This window comes from Paenibacillus sp. UMB7766-LJ446 (genome assembly GCF_030226665.1).
Taxonomy (GTDB): domain Bacteria; phylum Bacillota; class Bacilli; order Paenibacillales; family Paenibacillaceae; genus Paenibacillus; species Paenibacillus vandeheii.
The window spans coordinates 465,866-486,829 of sequence record NZ_JASOYM010000003.1; the positions used below are offsets into that span (position 1 = coordinate 465,866).

13 protein-coding genes are annotated in these 20,964 nt (G+C 50.5%); 3 read left to right on the top strand and 10 right to left on the bottom strand.

Annotated elements, in window-relative coordinates; translation table 11 throughout:
• Window positions 1-9: 9 nt before the first annotated feature.
• From QP794_RS10160 to QP794_RS10205, 10 genes are all read right to left on the bottom strand, one after another.
• Complete coding sequence (locus QP794_RS10160) at window positions 10-7,248, bottom strand: amino acid adenylation domain-containing protein (protein ID WP_285076137.1); 7,239 nt, start codon at window positions 7,246-7,248, stop codon at window positions 10-12.
• Window positions 7,245-8,294 (bottom strand): isochorismatase family protein, encoded by a 1,050-nt coding sequence (locus QP794_RS10165; RefSeq protein ID WP_285076139.1) that lies wholly within the window; start codon window positions 8,292-8,294, stop codon window positions 7,245-7,247. Before QP794_RS10165 ends, QP794_RS10160 begins: the two co-directional genes overlap by 4 nt.
• A gap of 78 nt (window positions 8,295-8,372) precedes the next feature.
• Window positions 8,373-9,986: a (2,3-dihydroxybenzoyl)adenylate synthase gene (locus QP794_RS10170; protein ID WP_285076141.1), complete on the bottom strand. Its 1,614-nt coding sequence runs from the start codon at window positions 9,984-9,986 to the stop codon at window positions 8,373-8,375.
• 3 nt (window positions 9,987-9,989) lie between these two features.
• Window positions 9,990-11,324, bottom strand: coding sequence for an isochorismate synthase DhbC (gene dhbC, locus QP794_RS10175; protein WP_285076143.1), 1,335 nt, complete (start codon window positions 11,322-11,324; stop codon window positions 9,990-9,992).
• Between the two features lie 23 nt (window positions 11,325-11,347).
• Window positions 11,348-12,133: a 2,3-dihydro-2,3-dihydroxybenzoate dehydrogenase gene (locus QP794_RS10180; RefSeq protein ID WP_285076144.1), complete on the bottom strand. Its 786-nt coding sequence runs from the start codon at window positions 12,131-12,133 to the stop codon at window positions 11,348-11,350.
• A gap of 162 nt (window positions 12,134-12,295) precedes the next feature.
• Entirely contained in the window at window positions 12,296-13,156 is an 861-nt protein-coding gene (locus tag QP794_RS10185) for an alpha/beta hydrolase (RefSeq protein ID WP_285076146.1), read from the bottom strand.
• A gap of 307 nt (window positions 13,157-13,463) precedes the next feature.
• Window positions 13,464-14,516 (bottom strand): ABC transporter substrate-binding protein, encoded by a 1,053-nt coding sequence (locus QP794_RS10190; RefSeq protein WP_285076147.1) that lies wholly within the window; start codon window positions 14,514-14,516, stop codon window positions 13,464-13,466.
• Between the two features lie 49 nt (window positions 14,517-14,565).
• A complete protein-coding gene (locus tag QP794_RS10195) occupies window positions 14,566-15,783 on the bottom strand; it encodes a helix-turn-helix domain-containing protein (RefSeq protein ID WP_285076149.1) in 1,218 nt (405 codons plus the stop codon).
• A 264-nt stretch (window positions 15,784-16,047) separates the two neighbouring features.
• Window positions 16,048-16,797 (bottom strand): Bax inhibitor-1/YccA family protein, encoded by a 750-nt coding sequence (locus tag QP794_RS10200; protein ID WP_024629701.1) that lies wholly within the window; start codon window positions 16,795-16,797, stop codon window positions 16,048-16,050.
• Between the two features lie 262 nt (window positions 16,798-17,059).
• Window positions 17,060-17,416: a nucleotide excision repair endonuclease gene (locus QP794_RS10205; protein WP_024629700.1), complete on the bottom strand. Its 357-nt coding sequence runs from the start codon at window positions 17,414-17,416 to the stop codon at window positions 17,060-17,062.
• A 673-nt stretch (window positions 17,417-18,089) separates the two neighbouring features.
• Here QP794_RS10205 and pdxR point away from each other — a divergent pair.
• The 3 genes from pdxR to QP794_RS10220 are packed head-to-tail and all read left to right on the top strand — an operon-like array spanning window position 18,090 to window position 20,928.
• Window positions 18,090-19,541: a MocR-like pyridoxine biosynthesis transcription factor PdxR gene (gene pdxR / locus QP794_RS10210; RefSeq protein ID WP_285076151.1), complete on the top strand. Its 1,452-nt coding sequence runs from the start codon at window positions 18,090-18,092 to the stop codon at window positions 19,539-19,541.
• An 11-nt stretch (window positions 19,542-19,552) separates the two neighbouring features.
• A complete protein-coding gene (locus tag QP794_RS10215; RefSeq protein WP_285076153.1) occupies window positions 19,553-20,473 on the top strand; it encodes a D-alanine--D-alanine ligase in 921 nt (306 codons plus the stop codon).
• Window positions 20,470-20,928, top strand: a complete 459-nt coding sequence (locus QP794_RS10220; RefSeq protein ID WP_285076154.1) for a GNAT family N-acetyltransferase — start codon at window positions 20,470-20,472, stop codon at window positions 20,926-20,928. Before QP794_RS10215 ends, QP794_RS10220 begins: the two co-directional genes overlap by 4 nt.
• Window positions 20,929-20,964: the final 36 nt, after the last annotated feature.

Here is a 20,964-nt window from a genome sequence, read left to right on the forward strand (position 1 = left end):
CTTGTCCTCCTATTTATGTTGAATATTACGCTTGTTCAGCTCCTCCAGCTTGGCAGCTAGAGCTCGGCAGATTTCCTCCAGCGGCCCAGGCTGGCAAAGGTCCTTGTGACGACAAGCGATATCATGACGCTCCAACTGGCCTCCGATGTACGCATTCCACATCTCCGGTTCAATCGGGTCGAACCAATCAGGAATAATGGTGGAACGGAAGAAGATCAGATCGCCCTCGAATCGGGATGGCGTGTAGGCCCCCAAGATCCGTACGGAATTTTCATAGGTCCTCCGCAGCTTCATGATCGTCTCTTCATCCAGACTCGCCAGCGCACTGCCCTCACTGCGCAGTATGCGCATAGCTGTTGCCATATCCAGCGGACCATCCCCAATACTGTCCGGATCATAACCACCCAGTGCAAGCAGTGCGGTTAATGCTTCTTCCTCATCCGGCTCTCCACGAATCGGCAGATAATGACTCGGATACGCATCCAGCATGGCGAGAAACTCTACTTCCTCGCCTTCGGATTGCAGCTGCACTGCCATAGCCTGTGCAACGTTGCCACCAAGAGACCAGCCCAGCAGACGGTAAGGTCCTTCAGGCTGTACCAAGCGGATATGACGGATGTAATCTGCCGTCATATCTTCCAGTGTGGCTGGAAGCTCCTCAACCTCGGCAATGCCTCTGGCCTGTAATCCATAGAGCGGATAATCCATGCCCAGATGTTTCATCAGACCGGCATAACACCAGCTAAGCCCTCCTGCTGGATGGACACAGAATATAGGCAGATGCTCCCCATGTGTTCTGAGCGGCAATAACACCTGAAGCGAGCTTTTCCCGGAATCCGAATCCATCTCCAATCGCTCCGCTAGTCCCGCTACGGTAGCTGTTTCGAACAAAATGCCGATGCCCGGCTCCCGGCCCATTGCTTCACGGATGCGACTCATCAGGCGCACAGCGAGCAGCGAATGCCCACCCAGTTCGAAGAAGCTGTCGTCAATGCTTACACTCCGCATGCCTAATACTTCAGCAAACAAATCACAGAGGATCTCCTCCTGCGGGTTGCGAGGCGCTCTGCCACCTGTCGTTAATTGCATCTCCGGTGCTGGGAGTGCCTTGCGATCCAGCTTGCCATTAGGTGTTAGTGGCAGGATCTCCATCACCACAACCGCAGATGGAACCATATAATCAGGAAGACTGGCGGACGCATGACGACGCAAACTAGCTGAATCGGGCACCATTCCAGTATCCGAAGCCGGAACGATATATGCTACAAGGCGCTTATCCCCCGGCTGGTCCTCACGGACAATTACAGCAGCCTGAGCCACGCTTGAATGCTTTGCCAGCACTGCTTCAATCTCGCCAAGCTCAATACGGAATCCACGTATTTTCACCTGTTGATCCGCCCGGCCCAAGTAATCGAGGGAGCCATCGTGCAGACGCTTCGCCAGATCTCCTGTCCGGTACATGCGAGTGCCTGCCGGACCGTATGGATCAGCAACGAACCGCTCAGCTGTAAGATCAGGCCGATTCCAATAACCACGGGCCAAACCCGCTCCGGCTACATACATCTCCCCGGTTACTCCTGTCGGTACTGGCTTCAGGTGATCATCCAGCACATATACCCGTAGATCCGGTATGGCGCATCCAATCCAACTGCTCGCTCCTTCCGTCGAACTGCCTGCATGCAGTTCCTGGTAGCTGACATGAACCGTCGTCTCGGTGATGCCATACATATTGATGAGTTTTGGCGCATCATCAGCATGGCGTTCATACCAATCATCCAAACGGCCAAGCTCTAGAGCCTCTCCTCCAAAAATCACATAACGGAGCGCAAGCTGCTGCCCCCAGGACGGATTTTCACGATCAGCCTGCATAAGTTGGTAGAATGCGGATGGTGTCTGATTTAATACGGTTACCTTTTGTTCAGCGAGCAATTGCAGGAACACTCCCGGTGAACGGCTGATCTCATGAGGAACAACAACCAGTCGTCCTCCATGCAGCAGTGGTCCCCAGATTTCCCAGACCGAGAAATCAAAGGCATAGGAATGGAACAAGGTCCACACATCACTCGCGTCAAAATGGAACCAGTGCTGCGTAGCATCCAACAAACGGATGACATTGGCATTCGGAATAACAACCCCTTTGGGCTTGCCTGTCGAACCCGAGGTATAGATCATGTAAGCCGGGCTCAGAGCTGTTACACGCCCATTGCGTTCACTATCCGCAGGGTTTCTATCATCCATCATCCCCAATTGCTGCAGGGTATGCGGATCGTCCATATTAATACACTGAATTTCCGCTACCTGCGGAAGCAAGGCGTATACCTCTGTACTCGTTACCATGACTTTCGGTGCTGCGTCTGTCAGCATATGTGTCAAGCGGTCTGCCGGATAATTGGGGTCCAGCGGCAGATAGGCAGCCCCTGCTTTTAGCACAGCAAGAATGCCCACAACCATTTCAACGGAGCGAGGCAAGGCCAGCGCTACCATTTGTTCCGGTCCCACGCCTTGAGCAATCAGTAATCTGGCAAGCTGATTGGCTCTTGCATTCAGCTCCCTGTAATTCAAAGTGATATCCTCGCAGATTAAGGCAGTCACTTCCGGGTGAGCTGCTGCTTGTATTTCAAAGCGCTCAGCTATAGTCAAATGTGCATCTTCACTTAGCTTAAGGGACCATTCTTGTTCAAGCTGTGCCTGCTCTGTCGGAGTCACGACATGGAATCTGCTGATCGGTTCATCCATCTGCTGCACGGCATCCTCGAGCACCTGCATCAACCGGACCACGAGTTCGCCTGCAGTAGATTCACGGAAGAGGTCCGCACTATATTCCAGCACCCCTTCAATTCCGCCTGGAGATCCGTTATGCTCACGCTGCTCTGTCAGCTCGAGCGTCAGATCAAATTTGGATGAACCCACACCATGCATGCGGGTTTCCGCCGTAACACCCGGCAGATCAAGACGAATATCCGGTGTATTTTGCAGCACAAGCATCACTTGGAAGAGTGGATGTTTGGAACGGGATCGAGGCGGATTCAACACTTCAACCAATCGTTCAAAGGGCAGATCCTGATGTTCATAGGCAGCCAGATCGACCTCCCGAACACGGGCCAGCAGTTCGCGGAATGTTGGATCACCTGAAGTGTCGGTACGCAGCACAAGGGTGTTAATGAACATGCCAACGACTTCATCCAACGCATCATCACTCCGTCCGGCAATCGGCGTTCCGATCGCGATATCCGTTCCTGCTCCCATTCGGGTAAGCAGCAAGGACAGTGCCGAGTGCAGCACCATGAACAGGCTGACTTTATTCTCACGTGCGGTTACCATCAATTGCTCATGCAGACGTTGACTGATCGTAAAAGGAACTGACCCGCCGCGGTAACTGGACGCGACTGGACGGGCGTAGTCAGCAGGGAACGTAACCTGCTCCGGTAAATGGGCCAGCTGGTTGGTCCAGAATTCCATCTGTCTGGCAATCAGACTGTCCTGCTGCCTCTCATCCCCCAGCAATCTCTCCTGCCATACCGCATAATCGGCATATTGAATCCGAAGTGGCTCCCAAGCAGGGGCAGAACCCTGTAAGCGTGCCGTATAAGCTTCTGACAGATCGCGGATGAGCGGCGACAATGACCATCCATCTCCGGCAATATGATGGAGAAGCAGCAACAGCACATGCTCATCCATGCTGGTTCTGAACAACTCGGCACGGATGCCCGGTTCAGTGGAGAGCTGGAAGCTGTAGCGTGACGCTTCTGTCAGAAGCTCGGGAAGCTCCTGCTCGGCAGCAGCGGTTACATTCAATTTCACTTTGATGTCAGCGGCATTCAGAATATGCTGGCTCGCAGAGCCCATTTCTGGCGGATACAGCGTTCGTAATGTTTCATGACGGTCAACAATATCCTGCAGGGCGTTCTCCAGAGCATCCGCATCCAGCATCCCGGCCAACCGGGCAACCAGCGGAATATTATACGTCGGATTGGCACCTTCCAGACAATACATGAACCACAATCTCCGCTGGGCAAAGGAAAGCGGAAGCTCACCCTGACGTGAAACAGGCTGAATAACAGGTCTCACCGATTTCGCCTGATCCAATCGTTTGGCCAGTCCTGCTGCGGTTGGAGCTTCAAATACACTGCCAATGGTCAGATCTGCACCAAACACATCACGGATACGTGCTGTAATTCGTCCGGCCAGCAGGGAGTGTCCACCCAGTTCAAAGAAATCATCGTCAATGCCCACGCGACCAACACCCAGAATCTCAGCGAACAGACTGCACAGGATTTCCTCCTGTGGTGTGCGCGCCTCCCGTCCATTGGCATTTGACAGCAAAGTGGGTACAGGAAGCCGTTTGCGATCGATCTTTTTATTCGGTGTCAGCGGCATCTCGGGCAGCAGCATGAATGCAGAAGGCACCATGTAATCCGGCAATGCATCAGCCACGAATGCTCTTAGTTCTGCCAGATCCATACGATTCTCCTGTTCAGACTCAGCCACTACATACGCTGCCAGTCGCTGGTTTCCCGGTTGATCTTCTCGAGCCATGACCGTGACCTGAGCTACACCAGGATATCTGGAGATTACTGATTCAATCTCACCCAGTTCAATCCGGAAGCCTCTAATTTTGATCTGGTGATCTGCACGACCCAAATAATCGATGGAACCATCCGGCAGCCATTTCGCCAGATCCCCTGTACGGTACATCCGACTGCCTGGCTGACCGAAAGGATTGGCTACAAAACGTTCTGCGGTCAGGTCAGGTCTGCCCAGATACCCGCGCGCAAGCCCCTCGCCTGCGATGTACAATTCCCCTGCTACACCCGGAGGGACTGGCTTCAGGCCTTGATCCAGCACATATAGCTGCGTGTTGCGAACCGGCCCACCAATCGACGGTTTCCCCGTCGCCCCTGTCTCCAGTGATGCAGCCGTGGAATAGATGGTCGTCTCGGTCGGACCGTACTGGTTATTGACTTGACACCCCAGCTCCTGCAAAGAAAGCTTCAGTTCCTCCGTCAGTGCCTCTCCTCCAGTAATCACGGTTAGTCCATCGAATTGGCCCGGGCGGCTCGTCACCAAGGACTGCCATAATGTAGGCGTAGCCTGCATGATGGTTGTCCCCTGCTCCCTCATCTTCGCAGCCAGGGCTGCCGGATCAAGAATGGTCTCTTTACGTGCAATATCCAGCCTCGCACCCGTCGTGAGTGGCAGGAATACTTCCAGTACGGATATGTCAAAAGCAATCGTAGTCACCGACAGCCAGTGGTCCTGTGGACCAACTTGTAATCTCCTCTTCATATCCTCAAGCAGATTTGCCAGCCCCAGATGGGTTACGGCTACACCTTTGGGTTTACCCGTGGAACCTGAGGTGTAGATAATATATGAAGGATTGAGCAGAGAAGCTTCACTTGTCAGGTCATCAGCTTCGGGATTACTTCCAGGCTGGCGGCTCACTGCCAGAGCCGTACTCGATTCATCCATTACCATAATGGGTACACTGGCTGTGGTTGGCAGACTGGAAACATGGTTCATCACCGTTACTACACAAGCAGGCTTGGCATCCTCCAACATGTAGATCAGCCGGTCTTCGGGATAGTCAGGGTCAAGTGGCAGATAGGCGGCCCCCGTTTTGTGGATAGCCACAATCGCAATGATCACTTCCAGTGAACGTGGCAGAGCGATGGCTATCATCTGTTCCGGCCCTGCCTGATATCGTTGTATCAATTCATGGGCCAACTTATTCGCCCGTTCATTCAGCTCTGCGTACGTCAGAGATTCCCCTTCGAATGTCAGCGCCGCTCCTGAAGGCGTTCGGCGGACCTGCTGTTCAAACAGTGCTGCCGAATTGCTTAAGCCCGTCACCTCTCCTTTTCCATTCCATGTAACCAATACTTGCTCACGTTCGGCAGGGATCAGCACTTCAAGATTTCCAACCGTTTCCGTCTCCATCCCTTCCTGCATCACCTGGTTTAGAAGTTGCATATAACGCAACTGATGGTTCAGCAGTTCGGAATCACTGTAGATGGACGGATTAGCATCAAAATCAATACTCAGCCCATGACCATGACCCTGGTCCACGACATGAATGGACAGATCGTCCACCGGACCAGTGGACAGGTTGTGAATCATGCCGCTCTGCCCCGCAAAGTTCAATTCATGGTGGAATGGCATCACATTAATCATCGGTCCGAACAGACGACGATTCTCTCCAAGCAGCTTGAGATCACGCCGCAGATCCTGATGCCGATAACGCTGATGCTTGCGTACCGCCCGAATCTCCTGCACAACCTGTTTCAGCAGCTCTGACACGTTCATAGCCGAATCGACGTGGAGACGCAGCGGAAGTACGTTCATGACCATACCCGGAACCCGCAGGGATGTTGATCCCAAACGGCACATCACGGGCAGAGCCAGCACAACATCGGACGCTCCTGTCATCCGGTGTACGTAGATGGCAGTTGCCGCTATGAACAGATCCGGCCAGGTCACACCGAACCTTGCCGCTGCCGCCTGCATTTGCTCGCGCTGCGGCGGGGTAAGCAGACCGCTCTGACGCAGGAAATAGGTAGATGTTCGCGGAGCCCGTTCACCCAGACTGACAACATCCGGTTCGTCTGCGTATCGTTCCATCCAGAACTGACGATCCTGTTCTTTGTCTACTGAGGCATGATAAGCCTCGTCTTCCTGAAGTACGGCCGTCAACGATCCGAACGACGCTGCTTGCTTTACTTGATCTGCTGCTTCTCCTCTTACACTTGCAGAGTATAGGCTGGCTACCCTGCGGGTAATCAGCGAAACGCCGTATCCATCAATCGCAATATGATGAACACGCTGGTACCAGTAATAACACTCATGGCTCACCTGGAACAATGCCTCCGTGAAGAGTGGCCCTGTCGCCAGATTGACGGGATGGGCCAGATCCCTTTTCATCCAAGCCAGTGCTGCTGCATGGGGCTCCACTTCCTTGCTCACGTCGATGACATGGAATGTCCAATGATCATTTTTGCTGTTCACAGACTGCCACGGACCTTGTTCATTTTCGCCATAAACCATATTCAGCGATTCTGCTTCCGAAACGGTCTGTCGCACACTCTCTTCGAATCGTCTGGCGTCTACGTTGCCCTGAATGACCACATACTCGGCGGTATTGTACATCGGATTGTCCGGATTCAACTGCTGAGCGAACCAGATACCGAACTGGGCAGAAGACAGGGGCCAAGCCGTGTTCCGACTATGTGACGTATGCACGGCCCCGCTCAAAAGTAGTCTCCGTTCGGGAGCACTTTCGTATAGGCCTTATCCAGCAATGCTGCCCATGCAGCCAATGTAGGCAGTTCCGCCAGATCCACAAAAGTTACCCCCGCTCCTTCCACACGAAAGCGCTCAGCCAGACTCATAATACGAATGGAATCCATTCCCCAGTTCTGAATCAGGTCATCATGCTCCCCAATATTCGCAGGCTGCTCCTGCAGCATCTCTCCAACCTGATTTCTCAATGCTTCCAGCGTCGCTTGGTTCACGCCATCACGACCATTCTGGGACTTCTCAGCAGCAGATGCCGTTTGCTGCTCAGTCTCTGAATCAGCTACATGAGCGGGTGTAGCATAGGATTGTTCACCTTGCTCACCTGCCTCGGACGTTACGGCTCCTCCAATTCCGCCTTCTGCCGTGACATTTAGCACCTCAAGCAGACGCCCGGTTGTCAATGTCACCGCGCACCGTTCTGATGCATACGTCAGAGCCATGCGATGTTTTTCCGCCGAAAAATCGGCCACTGCATCAGCAACCAGAAACGCCTGAATATCTCTCATAAAGGCTTCGCAAGAGGTCATCAGACATCCGATATGAGCATAAATGCCGCAGACGATCAGTTGATCGCGACCATGCTGCTGCATCAGTTCAAACAATTCTGTCTTTTGGAAGGCGCTGTATCGCCATTTGGTCATGAAGGTATCTTGCGGAGCGGGTGTGAGTGCTTCAATGATTTCTTTTTGCACAGGTCCTCCATCAATCCCCACGCCCCAAAAATCCAGCTGCAGTCCGCGCTGCTCCGGTGTCTGTCCACCCGGTTGTGCGGAGTAGACCACCGGAATGCCAAGCTCATGACACTTCGAACGAAGTTGTGAAATATGATCGATCAGCTCCACCACAGGGGAATGCCCTGCCGTAAAAGCGTTCATAAAATATTGCTGCATATCGTGAATCAGGAGTACCGAGCGCTTCGCATCCGGCGTCCACGTTACCTTGTTGACGGGAAGCTCCGACTCTACAGGCATTGCATAGGGTTGAATCTTTGGAAGTGCCATGAATATCCCTCTTTTCAGCTTTATTTATTACAATCATGTTCATCGTTGTGCTGTAATGCTATCTATAAGAAATCACGATCAGGATATGGGCTGTTTAGTTGTAATCATCTCGCGCAGCGCTTTTTTGCTGACCTTGCCAACTTGAGTTTTGGGAAAAGACTGCACAAACTCAATCCGATCCGGTATTTTATAGCTCGCCAGGCCCCGATTACGCAGAAAAGATTTGACTTCGGCAGCTGACGGAGCTTCACCGCTCGGCACGATAAATGCACAGGAACGCTCACCCAGATATTCATCCGGCATGGATACCAATGCCGCATCATGTACGGCAGGATGGGCAAGCAAATGATTTTCCACTTCCTCGGCAGCCACTTTGTCACCACCGCGGTTAATCTGGTCCTTCGCCCGTCCTTCCACAACGAGATATCCATCCGCCGTAAGACTCGCAATGTCTCCGGTACGATAGAAACCGTCCGTGGTAAACGATCTGGCATTATGTTCATCGGCCTTGTAATAACCACGAATCGTGTAAGGACCTCGCGTCAGTAAATGTCCCGATTGCCCCTGTTCCACCTCAACATCCTCGTCATCCACGATTCGCACTTCGTCATACGGAGACATCGGCTTGCCCTGAGTGTTAACAATGACATCCAACGGATCATCCAAACGGGTGTAATTCACCAGACCCTCGGCCATGCCGAACACTTGCTGCAAGGTACAGCCCAGGACGGGTTGGACACGTGCAGCCACCTCGGCACTGAATTTGGCTCCGCCAACTTGAAGCACCTCAAGTGAGGGTAGCTTAGTCCCCCGGGTAGCCGCCGCGTTCAACCATATGAGTGCGAGTGGTGGTACAAGAGCCGTGATGGTCACCTGATGACGCATAATGAGTGGAAAAGCTTCATCCGGACTGGAACCGCGTGACAGTACAATGGTTCCACCCGCGTACAACGTGCCCAGAAAGCCGGGTGAGCTCATTGGATAGTTATGTGCTATAGGCAGTACCGCCAGATAGACACTCTCCGGGCTGAGCCCGCAGACCTCCACACTTCTCCGCAAACTGTAGATGTAGTCATCATGGGTGCGGGGAATCATTTTGGACAGCCCGGTACTTCCACCAGACAACTGTAGAAAAGCAACGTCGGAAGAAACCGGCTCATCCGGCAGTTTAATCGGATCTGCATAGACATCTTCCAGAGCCGTGAACCGCCCCGCTTCTCCCGCCACGAATACTTGCTGAAGTCCGGGAACTTCTGCCTGAACCTCTTCTGCCAGCATTCGGTAATCAAATCCGCCATCCTGATCAGGTATCACATAAGCTACGGCCTCAGAGAACCGGGCAAAATACGTAATTTCGCTCTTCCGGTGCAAGGGTAATGCGTATACAGGCAGTGCACCGATGCGGAATAAAGCAAAACATACCTCGATAAACGCCGGGATATTGGGCAGCTGGATAATCACCCGATCATGCTGCCGTATTCCCTTGGCATATAAACCGGCGGCCAGACGATCCACCCGGTCGTTCAGCTCCGCATAGGTTAATCGCTGTTCACCGCTGATAATGGCTACCCGATTGCCATATAGATCAGCGCGCTGGCGAAGCATTTCTCCAAACGTAATTCCTTCCCAACAGCCCTCCTGACGATATCGATCAGCAACCTCCTCAGGCCAGGCCTGAAATCCTGACAGCATCACTCATTCCTCCTTCATACTGGACACAGATGAATCCAAACCCATGGCGAGCAGCATTGTTCTGAACTTCGCTGAGGTCTCTGCCAGCTCCGCTTCTGCTGTAGAACCTGCTACAATCCCCGCTCCAGCAAACAGTTTAAGTATTTTGCCCTCCACTTCCGCACATCGGATCGTTACAGCCCACTCGCCATCACCGTCACTGTCACACCAGCCCACCATACCGGTGAATAATCCCCGTTCGAATGGCTCCTGTTCCGTAATGGCTTCCCGAGCGGCCTGTACAGGCGTTCCACATATTGCTGGTGTAGGATGAAGAGCAAACGCAAGTTCCAGTGATGATGTGTTTACATCAGCAAGCTCCCCATGAATTTCCGTAGATAAGTGCCACATGGTCCGTGTCTGGATTAAGGAAGGTTCTACCGGGACTGATAGCTGCTTGCACAGCGGACGCAGTGCCTCTGCCACAGCCTCGATGACTACGGCATGTTCATGGCGATCTTTGGCTGAAGCCAGCAGCGCTTCTGCACGGCGGCGGTCCTCCGCAGGATCCTCACTCCGGGCAGCAGACCCGGCAAGTGGATTGGCTCTCACTTTGGATCCTTTTCGTGTAATCAGCAATTCGGGACTTGCTCCGATATATGTCCGATGAGTGTCTTTTTCCACCTCAATGATATTGCGTTTATCCGTTGTTATACTACCTTTTAATAGAGGGAGCTTCGTCATCGGAACAGCAAATGTATATCCGTGTGTGTTATCCCTGAACAAATTACGGAGTAACTGATGCGTGTCTACAAAGCTCTGTGAAGTCACATGCAGTGTACGGGATAACACCACTTTGTGGAGAATGCCTTGATTCAGGTCAACCAAAACGTTGTTTACGCTTTGTTGATATACTGCTCCGGCAGGCACTTCACGCACCTCACAACCCACTGCGGCCGGATGCTTCTCCACCAATGCCCTCGAATCCGGAGATAAAGGTTCCGCCCATTGGATCTTCTCTGGTACGAATAGCTCCGCAGAAGAATGAATGGGATCAAATGGAATGGCGCCGACCACAATCGGTTTCGTTTGGCCCAAGGCTCTCGCCTTCTCCATCAGCTGTTCCATCCGTTTAATAAAAAGCTGCGTTTCTTCATTACGCTTTTGTTCGGTAACACTAACCGCGCCCGTGGAATCCCGTGTACTGGCCTCCGATATCTCCATGGCAGACCATCGAATCTGTTCCCCTTGAGCTAACAGGGTATATTGCGGTGAAGACCAGAAAAAGGACGTCCCCTCCCGATATTGTTCCAGAAGGTGTAAGGCGGAAGTTGCAGCAACCGTACCCGCTTTTGACATGATTATCATCTCCTTATCTTGATTCAGGCACCTAACGTGGCGCCTCCGTCCACACACAAGTTATGCATCGTAATATGTCTAGCCTGATCTGATACCAAAAAAAGCACACTATCCGCGATATCCGACGGCAACGCCAGTCTGTTCAGAGGAATGCCCAGACGGTATGCCTGTGGGGAACCCGCGATAACTGCCTCTGCTCCCTGTTCATCCGCCCACAATGTACGCTGCATATCCGTATCCGTGGAACCTGGAGATACGATATTACAGCGGATATGGTCTGAGGCGTATTCAAGCGCCAGACATTTGGTGAACATGGTTGAAGCTGCTTTGGATGCTACGTAGGCGGACATGTGCATCCGGGGCACACCTGAAGCGTTAGAACCTACAGTAACGATCGCTCCCGCTTGACGTTCGGCCATGTTTCGTACCACAGCACGTGACATGTAAAATACACCATGCGTATTCACGTCAAAAGTTCTTGTCCATTCTTCATCACGGAGTTCACTTACAGCCCCCGTGTACAATACACCCGCTGCATTCACCAGAATGCCAATGGGACCTAATGTCTCCTCAATACGCTGCACTGCATCTTCGACGGATTGATGATTGGATATATCAACAGGACAGGCTGCTGCCTGATGTCCCTGATTTCGCAGTTCCGTGACCAACCGGTCCAACTGATCTTCACGCATATCAACAGCAGCAACAATAGCCCCCTGCTGGGCAAGCAATCTCGTCACGGCTTCACCGATCCCTTGCGCAGCACCGGTGACCACGGCCACTTTTCCATGAATTCCTGTGTAACTCACTCCTGTTCCTCCCTTGCATTACTGCTCCCTCTCCTGTTGGAGAGATATGTTATCCTGCTGAACCCGATTGGATTATCCGTAAATCTGTAACATTTCTATCCATCTGTCTCTCGCCCAATCTCCCCAGACCTCTGATTGAAAAATGCTGTCGGCTCTTTCCTCCTACGACTCCGGGCTGCAGGCAAACCGCATCGTTCGACTAATCAGAAACGGCAGTACCGATACATGGTTTTCTTCTTCGAACTCGGTATATTTAATGTCCAGACCCGGCTGCTTCAGCGCGGATAACCGTTCTGTAAGACTCGAAGCTTTATCATTGTTGCGCGCAGGATGCATCTTCTCCTGTTCACCCATACCAATCCACACCTTGACGTTCACGGGATGCTGCTCCAACTTTGCGACAAATTCCTGTTCCTCTGCCTGCATGGCGGTCTGATTCCAGTGAAGTGACGGGCTGCCCGCAATGTAATAACGGAAGGCTTCCGGTTTCTTGAACAGCGTGTGCAGGACGAACAATCCACCAAGAGAATGTCCAAAAATGGCCTGTCTGTTCCGATCAATCCGGAACTGCTGCTCCATATCCGGCTTCAGCTCTTCTTCAATAAACTGCAAGAACTCATCCGCCCCACCCTGTTCCGGCAAAGGTGTTCCATCCGACTTCTGGGTATATTCCGTTGTGGCCTGCGGGGTAAAGTCATAATATCGGTGCGGTGAAAAAGGGCCCGACGTTGGATAGCCAATGCCAACAACAATGGCCGGAAGTGCTCCGGTCTTCTCCGGTCTGCGGCCCTGTACACGAACGGCTTCCACCATCGTTCCAAACACAGAGTTGGCATCCAGCAGATAGATCACCGGATACCCCGAAGGCGGTGGCGCTTCTGCTGGTTGGAACACCATAATCTGATAGGCATGATTGCCGTTGCGTGATTTCATGGTCCACTGTTCGGCACGTGGAATCTGTACGGTACTGCGTGCGATATGTTCAAGGGTACGAGATGTGGGTTGATTGGGCTGAAACGTCATTACGGATGGTTCCTCCTCGTTGTTCTGCGTATATAAGTTAATTACTGAACTACACATGATTTATATGAGATTGATTCTCATTACCAATTATAGAAGAGTCGATCCGGCTGTCCCATGGACGATATCCAGAAATGATTTTGATTATCTCCATATTTCCGCATTTCTGTAACTGAATTGGTTACCCGTGAAATTAAAAAAAACTCCCTCACGGAGCACCTGAAACGCTGGAATTTGTCCGGTTTCTGGTACTCCGCGGGGAGCTACAGTTCTCATATTACGATCAATACATATGGATGAATTTCCTCAATTATTGCGTTAACGCCTTCAACGTGTCGTCAATGACATGACCATAAGCAATCAATCCACCGCCCAGCCACGGAGCTGGCTCCACGGCGTACACATGTCCGGCTTTCACTGCAGGCATGCTATTCCATACTTTGGTATCCGTCATTTCCTTCATGCTCCCTGGACCCTGTTCCACGGTGAAAATAAAGTCGGCATCAATCTCAGGCAGCACCTCGGTAGATACCGTTGCGCTGTTCTCCGTTTGCACCAGTGCGGGCTTGCCTAGTCCCAATTGCTGATAAACCACATAACCGCTGAAATAGTTACCGCCCATCATGCTGATCCCCCGAGGAGCAAAACGAATAATGGCTGCTTTCTTGCCCTCGGTCACTTTTGCGAGCTTGGCTTTCGCGTCATCTACCTTCGCATGGTACGTCTCGATGGCTTTTTCAGCCTCAGCCGTTTTGCCCAGCAAATCGCCGATTACCTGCAAAGACTTCTCTACATCACCCGAAGCATTCGTAAATACGTAGGTTGGTGCAATTTTGGAATAACTCTCATATACACCGTTCTCGGCATATTGGGCCGTGTGTAAAATAATGAAATCCGGATTATACGCCATCAGCGCTTCTGGAGAAGGCAGCCCACTGGAGAAATCGAGGGTAGGTACGCCGCTCAGTTGATCTTGGAGATAAACATGCCCTTGCGTTCCGCTTGCCCATTGGGCTACCGGCTTGACACCCAGTGTCAGCAGAGAGTCTTCCAGATACGGTGCAAACACACGCTCTGCATGCTCAGGAACGACGACATCATGTCCCAGATCGTCTTTTACCGTTCGTTCACCTGTGGTTTCTACCTGTGCCTCTTCTGCCACAGACGTTCCAGATGATGCCGTGGTCGTTGCCTCTGTCGTTGGCTGCTCTTTCTGTGCTTCTCCTGCATTTTCTGATGCTGAGCCACAGGCAGACAGCAGACCCGTAACCGTAATCAATATCAGTACGAGCATGGCCGAGATACCGGCGCTACGAAATGGACGAACGGAACGGAGTCCGTTATCTTTTTTCTGTTTAAACATGATATATCCCCCTTGATAAACATTCTCATTTAGATAGATGGATTATATGTCATGTAGCCCGGGAATCACCATGGACGTTATCCAGATATACATTTGGACAATATCCCGTGAAAATCAGCAAAGCTTCATCCAGCATGCGCATCACACCTACGGCAGAGTAATCAAACCAGGGATCACCTGTAATCAGATGGATCTGATATTGCCCCACTGCCTTAAGCTGACGCCATACGGGTGAATGCTGCAGACTGAGCCAGTATGCTCGCGATGCGGCCTCAGGGCACACCATAACGAGAATTCGATCCGGATTTAGTGCAGCCAGTTGTTCTAATGTTAAACATGTGTTGGCCTGAACATCGGGGAAGGTCTCCAGTTGTAAACCATTATTGTACAAGACCTCTTCAATGCCCGGATTCCGATACAGATAAAGGTGCTGACCATACACTCGGACAACGATGACCTTCTCCCTGCCCACCTTCTGCTGCACGGAATTCCGTGCCTTCTCAACTCGCTGATTGTATACACTAATCCACTGCTCTGCCTGTTCTTCCCTCTCCAGAAAAGCAGCGATCATACGTAACTGCGCACGCCAATCCAAGTGATCCTTCGGTACAAAACAACAAGGTGCAATCTCAGCCAGCTTGGCCTGATCCTGATCACTGATCTGATCCGTACCCACAACAGCGTCCGGCCGGATATGAATCAGTCTTTCCACGTTGGCTTCAAATCTCAAACTGGTATACGGGTCTGTCAGTCTCAAGTGTGACTGAATCTCGGTACGGTGCGCGTTATAATAATAAGCGGTCCATTTGGGATCGATCGGCGCAGCGACAGGCATGACATTAAGCGCCAGTAGCTGTCCAATGATGCTGGAGGAGCAGGTGGCGATGCGTTTTCTTGCATTTTTGGCATAATCCGAAGGAGATACGCCCACTTCCTTTTTAAATTTGCGGCTAAAATAATACTCATCGCTATAGCCTACTCTCAGCGCGATTTCACGAAGTTTGTACCCTGTTTCTTTCAGATATCGTTTGGCACGATTGATGCGAAGATCAGTCAGATATTCCATTGCACTCTGTCCGTAGGTTTTCTTGAACAGATCCACGAAATATTTCGCACTGATATTGGCTTTGTGGGCGAGATCCGCAATAGACAATGGTTCTTCATAGTGCTCGTCCATATATCTTTTTACCTTGGCAAGATCCGTCTTGGGACTGCGGCCGGTAACGGGCAAGTGCGCAGAGGTCTGCGAATCATTTTCCAGTAACATAAGGCCACTCCTTTCGATCTGCTTGATCGGTTTGATATGAAATGTACAGTGCAATAAAGCTGGCACCATATTAACTTAACGAAAATGATAATCATTATCAATTAAAATATCACATTCTTTTCCATTCAGTCAATCCATATATGGAAGAAAGTGCACAGTTCGGTGTTAAATCCACTACACGTCGAAAAAGCTAACTGCGTGTTTGAGCACGAGTTAGCTTTTGATGACGAATTGCATGATTAGGTTTGAAAAGGTTGAAGCGAATTAATCCCGGCTCCGCAGCTTGCTGAGCAGACGAATAATTTCAATATACAGCCATACCAGCGTCACCATTAATCCAAATGCACCGTACCACTCCATATATTTCGGAGCACCGTTGTCGGCACCACTTTCAATAAAATCAAAATCAAGCACCAGATTCAGCGCCGCCACAATAACGATGACAACAGAAATGCCGATGCCGATCAGACTGTTGTCATGCAGATAGGGAACGGTTATTCCGAAGAAACCAAGCACGAAACTGAGGAGATACATGATCATAATGCCTCCGGTTGCGGCCACAACCCCCAGCTTGAAGTTCTCCGTAGCTTTGATCAGTCTTGTCTTGTATGCCATCAACAGAGCAATAAAGACCGCCATGGTCAGCAAAGCTGCCTGCAGCGTGATACCATTATACAAATACTCATACGAGGCCGAGAGTGCACCCAGGAACATCCCTTCTGCCACCGCATAGATTGGCACAAGGTAAGGCGCGGCCACAGGTTTAAATGAGATAATCAGGGCCAGAATGAATCCGGCAATGGCCCCTCCGATTGCAAGAGGAAGCACTTCCTGCCCATTGAAAAACATCATCCAGGATGCAAATGCACTGCCCAGCAGGATCACCAGCGTAATAAACGCCTTGTTTACCGTGCCGTTAATCGTCATGCTACTCTGATAGCGATCATCTCCATATCCTCTGGAGTCTTCAAACGTACTATCTTTGAGTGTGGGGTTACCGCTACGACCGATCACAACAATCACCTCTTCTATGTATTTGTTCATCCTGTAATACCATCTCTACGTTCTACATTGACAATTCTACGAATTACATATCAGAAAAATTCTAAATCTTTCAAGCAGACCTGGGATGCAATCCGCAGATCACATCCTTGTCTGTTGACGCAAGGTATAGGCTATATGGCCCAAACTTTACGGAATATGCTTCACACTTTATTTCAGCGAATTCCATCCATTGATTTCGAATCTTAACGCTCTTGGGGTGTATTCGAGATACTTATTTGTACAGAACTTTATCTACATTGTATTTCGCACGCATCGTGTTGATGATATAGGTCTCGTAAATTTCGCGATCCACCGGATCTTCAATAACGCATACTTCGATGGTGGTCACTTCCTCACGATGTGCCTTCATTGGTGATACGGTATCTTCAAAATGTTTCTTGATGCGCGGTCTTAACTTTCGTGCTTTCCCGACAAATAACAACTCACCAGCGGCATTGTAAAACATGAAAATACCACCTTTTTCCCGCGTGATCAGGTGGAAATCGGTGAATCCATAAATGTGGCTAAGCTGTGGATCAGCCTGCTTCGTGATGGTGACATCTGGTGTTGGCACAGTAATATTAATCAATAGGCTCACTTCCTCATTATCTATAGGTTTACATCCTATCATATATTATAAAGGGAAACCATTTCATTAATAAGAAGCAAGATTCAAGCTTTTTTCAACTATTACGACAAATATTTCAAAAAAAAGGTTAACTTCCCTGATTCAAAGTGGTACTATAGGGGTATGAGGAAGAATTTGGGCACTAAGACATATGTCTTTATATCTACTTCAGTCTATTGTACCCTATGATTGATCATCTTTTTCATACTGAATTCTGTTACGCGCGCATGACAAGAGTACAGTTAGCAAGAACCTAGCCTTATAGAATTTTGATTCATCATCTATTCGACCCTTGCAGCAAGCAAACGTAGAAAGAGCCTAGTTTTACGAAGATAGTATAGAATTGGATTCACCTAGAAAGCATGCAATTATAGCCGTACGAGAGTAAATAGACACACGTAGAAGGACAGGTAGCTATCGATCCTAGAGAGACTAGTCAAGCAACGCCAACCTAGAAAGTTATTGCAGCAGCACTATACAAGATGGATCACGTTTCACCCCAGCCCGGCATGTTGCCAGGGCTTTTTTACATTTGCGCGCAAACAGTCAACCACACCCGCGGGGAAACAGAGGTATCGTGGTTCTTTCTGCTGGGGTTATAATATGGCAAGATAGCAAATAAGGGAGTGATGGGATGTATTCCGATCTGCAATTGACGGAGGACCGCCCTGTATATATACAAGTCAAAGATTATATGAAGCGATTGATGCTCAAAGGCGGCCTGCAAGCCAAACAAAAACTTCCTTCCACCCGCGAACTAAGTACACTCATGAAGGTAAGCCGAAGCACGATTCTGCTGGCCTATGCTGAACTTGAGGAGGAGGGCCTGATCTATGCGGTCAAAGGCAAAGGCAATTACGTTAGCTCCACCATTGATGCACCTGAGTCTACATCCGGGTGGCAGCTGGACTGGAATGAACGCGTCAGCGACTACGCAATCCAGGCTGAGCAGTATGATCTGATGAAGCATGGCTCCGGTTCGGAGCGCGGTGAGATTTCTTTTACCAGCATCGCGCCGGATGAGAAGCTGTTCGACATGCACAACGTTAAAAGAGCCTTCCTCGATCGGATGTCGCTTGAAGGCGAAGTGCTGCTGAATTACGGATATGCGAAAGGCTATAGGCCTCTTATGAAGTATTTGTTGCGTTATATGGAAAATAAGGGTGTCGATCTGAGCGGCAAAGATATTCTGATTACAAATGGATTTACGGAAGGCTTCGATCTGGTATTGGGCGCATTGCGCAAAAAAAGCGGTAGAGCCTTATGTGAAAACCCGACACATCATACAGCCGTCAAAAATTTGAGGCTTCATCAATTTCACCTGACCGGTGTAGATATGGAGCCAGATGGTCTGGATCTAAAGCAGCTGGAACGGGAACTTGCAGTAAACCCATATGATCTGGCCTATCTCGTACCTTCTTATCATAATCCAACCGGGATCGTCACATCACCTGCCAAACGGGCAGAGATCATTCGGTTGATGAACCAGCACCAGGTGCCCATTATTGAAGACGGCTTTAACGAGGAATTACGTTATTCCGGTTCACACGTCTCCCCTCTGATTGCCAGTGTGGGCAAAGGGAACGGGCTGGTATATCTGGGCAGCTTCTCGAAGGTACTTTTTCCAGGTCTGCGCGTAGGCTGGGTCATTGCGGATGCAGCCTTGATTGATTATCTGGAAAGCATGAAACGGGCGCGCAGCATTCATACGTCGACCCTGGATCAGTCCCTGCTCTATCAGTATCTGAGCAACGGCAATTTCGAGAAATATTTGAAGCGGGCTCGCATGGAATACAAGCGAAAATATGAGCTCGTCGTCCGCTGCTTGCGGCAATATCTGCCGATGTGCCGGGTCTCCGGCGAAGGTGGACTTCACCTGTTCGTACAATTCCCACCCGAATACCGGACGAGAGAGCTACTGACGGCCTGCAAGGCTAAAGGCGTGACCTTTATGCCAGGCGATACCTTTTATCTTGAACCGGGGCAGGGACAACATACAATGCGTTTGGGCTTCTCCCGAGTTAGCGATGAGAATATTCGCAAAGGTATTCGCATTATTGGCGAGACGGTTGCTCAAATGAAATGAGGAGGATACACATGAAAGTTGGCGTGATTATGGGTGGCACATCTTCGGAGCGGGATATTTCCCTGCTCACCGGACAGGAGATGATCAACCATCTGGATATACAGAAGTATGAGGTTATTCCAGTGGAGATCAACAGCAAACGTGATCTCATTGAGAAAGCCGCAGGATTGGATGTGGCACTGCTCGCTCTACACGGCAAATACGGCGAGGATGGTACAATTCAGGGCACGTTGGAGTCGCTTGGTGTTCCGTATACAGGCTGTGGTGTACTCGCGAGCAGCGTATGCATGGACAAAGATATGTCCAAACGACTCATCCAGCATGCGGGTGTACCTACCGGCGAGTGGCTTCAGGTGAGCAGTCTGGATGAACTGTCGTCAGCCACTGTTCAGCAATTAACCTATCCCGTTGTAGTGAAGCCCAATTCGGGTGGCTCCAGCATCGGTACGCAAGTGGTGCAGGAACCGTCAGCTCTCCATGAGGCTGTAGAAGCGGCCCTCGTCTGGGATGAAGTTGTTATGATCGAACAATATATTGAGGGCGAAGAAATTACCTGCGCTGTTCTGGATGGTAAGATGCTTCCTGTTATCTCGATTCGTTCAAATGCTGATTTTTTCGATTATACCTCCAAATATAATGACGGCGGCGCTGAGGAGCAGGTCGTTCATTTGCCTGCAGATTTGCATAAACGAGTAGAAGCTGCTGCACTCACCTGTTACCGGGTGCTAAAATGCAGTGTCTATGCCCGTGTGGATATGATGATTCGGGACGGCATGCCTTATGTGCTTGAGGTGAATACGCTGCCGGGGCTTACCCGGAACAGCCTGCTGCCCAAAAGTGCAGCCGCCGCGGGTATTTCCTTTGCCAGTTTGCTGGATTCCATCATTGATCTCTCGTTAAAAGAACGCCAAAAGGAGGCCACACGCTCATGAGCCTAAATGTAACGATTCGTAACAGTTCCCATGAAGATCTGCAGGATATGGTCATTCTTATGGATCAACTCGGTTACCCAACCACGTATGCCGAGATGAAGGAGCGTTATTCACACATCGCTGCGGATTCAAACTTTGCAACGTTGGTTGCCGAAGTCCGTGGCCGTGTCGTTGGATTAATAGGACTGCAAACATCTTACCTTTATGAAAAAAACGGAAGACACTGCCGCATCATGGCCTTGATCGTACATGACCAGTTCAGAGGCTCCGGCATAGGCCGTCAGCTGATTGAGGCAGCGGAGCATTGGGCTGCCACTCATGGTGTGGATTCATTGTCCCTAAACAGCGGCAATCGACCAGATCGTGAAGCTGCACATGAATTCTACCAACAGATGGGCTTTACCGCGGGAAGTACCGGGTTTAGCAAAAAGCCTCAGGCTTTGCAGCACAACTGACTCTGATGGCATCATGACGGATTTCGGATGGAATTC